The sequence below is a fragment of the Mesorhizobium sp. M1A.F.Ca.IN.022.07.1.1 genome (assembly GCF_003997575.1).
Taxonomy (GTDB): domain Bacteria; phylum Pseudomonadota; class Alphaproteobacteria; order Rhizobiales; family Rhizobiaceae; genus Mesorhizobium.
Map to the genome: position 1 here is coordinate 1 of NZ_RZST01000392.1, position 4,912 is coordinate 4,912.

A 4,912-nucleotide genomic window follows, 5' to 3' on the forward strand; every position below is an offset into this window, starting at 1 on the left:
CAAGGGGGGAGATCAGCAGCTTGGCCGCCGGCGCTCTTCTTGCAACGGCGGCGATTGGCGAAGGTCGTGGCGACAGCCAATCTCCCCCCTTGCGGGGGAGATGTCCGGCAGGACAGAGGGGGGTGTGACGGAGCGCTGACGTGGGCCAAAAACTACTCAAACCTCTCCGGCAAATGATGCTCCTCGGCCAGGTCCGAGAACCGCGTGAACTCGCCATGGAAGGCGAGGCTGACGGTGCCGGTCGGTCCGTGACGCTGCTTGGCCACGATGCACTCGGCCTTGCCGCGCGCCTCGTTCATCTCGTTTTCCCACTTGATGTATTCGTCGGTGCCGAGCTTCGGCTCGCGGTTCTTGAGGTAGTATTCCTCGCGGTAGACGAACAGCACCACGTCGGCGTCCTGCTCGATCGAACCGGATTCACGCAGGTCCGAGAGCTGCGGGCGCTTGTCGTCGCGGCTTTCGACCTGACGCGACAGCTGCGACAGCGCGATGATCGGCACGCCGAGCTCCTTGGCTAGAGCCTTCAGGCCCGTGGTGATTTCGGTGATTTCCTGCACGCGGTTCTGCGAGGCGCGCGCGCTCGAGCCCTGCATCAGCTGGATATAGTCGATGACGATGAGGTCGAGGCCGCGCTGGCGTTTCAGCCGCCGCGCCCGCGCGGAGAGCTGCGCGATCGAGATGCCGCCGGTCTGGTCGATGAACAGCGGGATCTTCTGCATCGTCTGCGAGCAGGCCACCAGCTTCTCGAAATCCATCTCGGAGATCTCGCCGCGGCGGATCTTCGATGACGAGATTTCGGTCTGCTCGGAGATGATGCGGGTGGCGAGCTGTTCCGACGACATTTCGAGCGAGAAGAAGCCGACCACGCCGCCATTGGCCGCCTTGAAGGTGCCGTCGGCCTGCTGCGCCGGTTGATAGGCCTCGGCGATATTGAAGGCGATGTTGGTGGCCAGAGAGGTCTTGCCCATGCCGGGGCGCCCGGCAAGCACGATCAGGTCGGAAGGCTGCAGGCCGCCCATGCGGCGGTCGAGGTCGCGCAGGCCCGTGGCGATGCCTGACAGATGGCCGTCGCGCATATAGGCGGCGTTGGCCATGTCGACGGCGGTTTTGACCGCGTCGTTGAAGCTCTCGAAGCCGCCGTCGTAGCGGCCGGTCTCCGCGAGCTCGAACAGGCGCCGCTCGGCGTCCTCGATCTGCTCCGAGGGCGACATGTCGACCGGCGCGTCATAGGCAATGTTGACCATGTCTTCGCCGACGGTGATCAGCGCCCGGCGCGTGGCGAGGTCGTAGATGGCTCGTCCGTAATCGGCCGCGTTGACGACTGTGACCGCCTCGACGGCGAGCCGCACGACATACTGCGCCACCGTCATGTCGCCGACCTTCTCTTCCGCCGGCAGGAAGGTCTTCAGCGTGATCGGCGTTGCGATCTTGCCCATGCGGATGAGCTCGGCCGCGACCTCGAAGATCTTGCGGTGCAGCGGCTCATAGAAATGCGCGGGCTTGAGGAAATCCGAGACGCGGTAGAAGGCGTCGTTGTTGACCAGAATTGCGCCAAGCAGCGCCTGCTCGGCCTCGATGTTGTTCGGTGCCTCGCGGTAGAGCGGTTGCTCCGCCACGCCGAGCTTGCGCGCTGCTTCAGCCATGATGTCCCCGATTTCGATCCCGCTTCCTCGATATCAGAACTGGAAAAATCGGTGCTGACTTATCTGCAACAGTGAGGTTCCAACCGGCTTCGATGCTCGCGATTCACAACCGAAATTTTTCCGTGGAAAGAATCGTCATTGACTCGAATCGAAGTGCGCAACCCTAGCGGGCCTCGAGCGAGAACAAAACAGGAAAATGCGATGCCGGCTATGTCAGTCGTGGCAAGCTCGTGTGCGCCGTGTCGCCTCGCCCCTGAATCACAAGCGGCTCAGCCAAGCGTATCGCCCCAGTCCGCCCGCCTCGCCGCCTTGAAGACATCGCCGTCGCGCTTGCTGGAGAGGCGCTCCCCGGCATGGCCGTTGGGCTGGCAGAGCTTGAGCATGACTTTGCCCGAACCGCCCTTTGGCGGCGCGATCACTCGTGACGCGCGCGCCGGCGCCGGCAGTCGCGAGGCGGCGAGGTAGATGAACTTCTCGTCCTCCCACGGCACGTCGGCGTCCTTGGCGAGCCGATGCAGCCGCGAACGCGCGACGCGGCGCGAGAAATGGCACCAGTCTGGCGGAGCGAGCGGGCAGGGCGCCTCGTGCGGGCAGGGCGCCGAGACATGCGCGCCGGCTTCGATGAGCTGCCGGCGCGCGGCAAGGATACGCTGCCAGCCGGCCGGCGTGCCCGGCTCGACGATCAGCAGCGTGTCGGCCGTCAATCGCCAGAGCCGGTCGACGAGTTTTGGCAGCGAGGCCGGCGCGATCTCGTCGAGCACATAGGCGACGCTGATCAAGTCCGCAGGGTCGAGACCGTCGAGATCGATGGTGGCGTCGCCGGCTACCCAGCTCGCGCGGGCAGCGATCGCGCCGGCGGCCAGCGACTGGCCGACCTTGCGCACCGCGGCGCTTGCCTCGACCAGAACCGCCCGTTCGAGCTCCGGCCAGGTGTCGGCCGTGGCCCAAAGCATGGTGCCAGGCCCTGCGCCGATATCGAGCAGGCTTTTCGGCTGGAAGTCCGGACGAGCGTCCGCCAGCGCGTCCAGGCAAGCGCGAACGGCGGCATAGGTGGCGGGCAGCCTGGTCGCCAGGTAAGCCTTCACCGCCATGTCTTCGCCCATATGCAGGCGGCCGTCACGCAACTCGGCGCGATAGCGTTCCGAAAGCGTTCTCGCGGCCTGTTTCAGCGCCGGCAGCGGTACTTTTTCGAGCAGGCTGTCGACGCCTTGCCGGAGCGCGGTGGGCAGTTCCAATTCAGGCTCCTCTTGGCGCGAGCAGGATCACCGAGGCGCCGACGATCGAGAGCGCGGCGCCGGCGAGGTCGAAACGGTCGGGGCGCACGCCTTCGGCTAGCCAAAGCCAGCCGAGCGAAGCGCCAATGTAGATGCCGCCATAGGCGGCGTAAGCGCGACCGGCGGCGCTCGTGTCGACCAGCGCCAAAAGGAAGCCGAACAATGCCAGCGACGCCAGACCTGGCACCAGCCAGAGCGGCGACTTCCCCAGCCGCCACCAGGCCCAGAAGCAAAAGCAGCCGGCGATCTCGGCAAGTGCCGCCGCGATGTAGATTAGGTAGTTCATGAAAAAGGCCTCGCGAACGAGACCTTTTTCGTGGCGTCAGGCCGCAATGGCAAGCGGCAATCGCCGCCGTTCTATTCCACCTTCTTGCGGCGGGTCGGCTTGACGGCGGGCGTCGCCGGCTCCTGATGGCCGAGGTCGCGCAATTCCAGCGCCTTCTCGCATTTGGCCATATAGTCGCGCGTCATCGGCAGCGTGTCGTTCTTCTTGGCGATCTGGAACTGGAAGATCACCAGGTCCTGCCAGCGGAAGGCTGCTTCCGAGGCCGCGAGGTAGAACTCCCACATGCGGCAGAAGCGCTCGTCATAGATAGCCTTCGCCTTGTCGCGGTTGGCGGCAAAGCGCTGGCCCCAATGCTTCAGCGTGTCGGCGTAGTGAAGCCTGAGAATCTCGATGTCCGTGACGATAAGGCCTGATTTCTCAATCGCGGGCAGCACTTCCGACATCGACGGGACGTAGCCCCCTGGGAAGATGTATTTGCGGATGAAGGCGCTGGTCGCCCACGGCACGCCGGACCGGCCGATGGTGTGGAGCAGCATCACGCCGTCGGGCTTGAGCAGCGTCGCCGCCTTGTCGAAGAAAGTCCGGTAGTGGTTGACGCCGACATGCTCGAACATGCCGACCGAGACGATGCGGTCGAATCGTTCGTTGAGCGCGCGATAATCCTTGAGGTCGAAATGCGCGCGGTCCTGCAGGCCCAGTGCATGTGCGCGGTCGGTGGAGACGCTCTGCTGCTCGGTGGATAGCGTCACGCCCTGCACGTCGACGTTGAAGGCCTTGGCGAGATAAAGCCCGAGGCCGCCCCAGCCGGAGCCGATATCGAGCACCGTCTGGCCGGCTTTGAGTCTCAGCTTGGCGGCGATGTGGCGCTTCTTGGCGACCTGCGCTTCGTCCAGCGTCATGTCGGGCTGTTCGAAATAGGCGCAGGAATACTGCATGTCCTCGTCGAGGAAGAGCTTGTAGAGTTCGCCGGAGAGGTCGTAGTGGCGCTGCACGTTGCGGCGAGATCTCGACGCCGTGTTGATCTGCTGCAGGCGGCGGAAGGCATGGCGCAGACCTTCGATGGCCTTCGACCAGGTCACGTCGATGCCGCCGCTGCCCATGTTCTGGAAAGCGATCCGCATCACCCCGAGGACGCCGCCCTCGGGGATGTCCAGTTCGCCATCCATATAGGCTTCGGGCACGGCCAGCATCGGATCGAAGGTGATCGCGCGCTCGGCATGCATGGTCTTGATGTGGATGTGTACCGGTTCGCCGCTGCCGTCGCCGAACTTATGCGTCGTGCCTTTCGGCCCGGTCACTTTGAGGTCGCCGGTCCGCACCAGCCGTTCGAGAACGTGTTTCAACAGGATGTTCATGACCAAATGTCCCCTCAGACGGACCATCCGGCAGTGGGACCGAATGCCAAATCGAAAGTGCCACAGCGCATCGCCCGCGTCCAATCGACGCGCCACGCCGTAATCTGCAACAAGATATAGGGATTAGAAAAGTTCCTATTGGCACAAAAAAGCCCGGGTCGAAGACCCGGGCGTTGGTCCAGTCGGCGCTGGACGCAGGAGGAGCCGGAGCGCGGCTCCTGCCTTGTCGATCAGGCGTTGTCCTCGCCGCCTTCGAATTCGGCGTTCGGATCGAAGAAGTTTTCCGGCCGGGCGTTGTCGTTGATGTCTTCGCCATAGATGGCTTCGGCCGTCGTCAGCGTCTCGCCCTTGGCC

The 4,912-nt window shown here is 64.3% G+C and carries 4 protein-coding genes and 1 pseudogene; all 5 read right to left on the reverse strand.

Features of this window, described 5'->3' with window-relative positions; translation table 11 throughout:
* Positions 1 to 152: 152 nt before the first annotated feature.
* Positions 153 to 1,643: a replicative DNA helicase gene (locus EOA75_RS28655; protein WP_067330253.1), complete on the reverse strand. Its 1,491-nt coding sequence runs from the start codon at positions 1,641 to 1,643 to the stop codon at positions 153 to 155.
* A 269-nt stretch (positions 1,644 to 1,912) separates the two neighbouring features.
* Complete coding sequence (locus EOA75_RS28660; RefSeq protein WP_095800083.1) at positions 1,913 to 2,878, reverse strand: small ribosomal subunit Rsm22 family protein; 966 nt, start codon at positions 2,876 to 2,878, stop codon at positions 1,913 to 1,915.
* Position 2,879: 1 nt separating this feature from the next.
* Positions 2,880 to 3,203, reverse strand: a complete 324-nt coding sequence (locus EOA75_RS28665) for a YnfA family protein (protein WP_127246213.1) — start codon at positions 3,201 to 3,203, stop codon at positions 2,880 to 2,882.
* 71 nt (positions 3,204 to 3,274) lie between these two features.
* Positions 3,275 to 4,558 carry a cyclopropane-fatty-acyl-phospholipid synthase family protein gene (locus tag EOA75_RS28670; protein WP_127325743.1) on the reverse strand — a complete coding sequence of 428 codons (1,284 nt, stop codon included), beginning with the start codon at positions 4,556 to 4,558 and terminating at the stop codon, positions 3,275 to 3,277.
* 230 nt (positions 4,559 to 4,788) lie between these two features.
* Positions 4,789 to 4,912 (reverse strand): annotated as a pseudogene (locus tag EOA75_RS35295) (50S ribosomal protein L9); the annotation flags it as partial.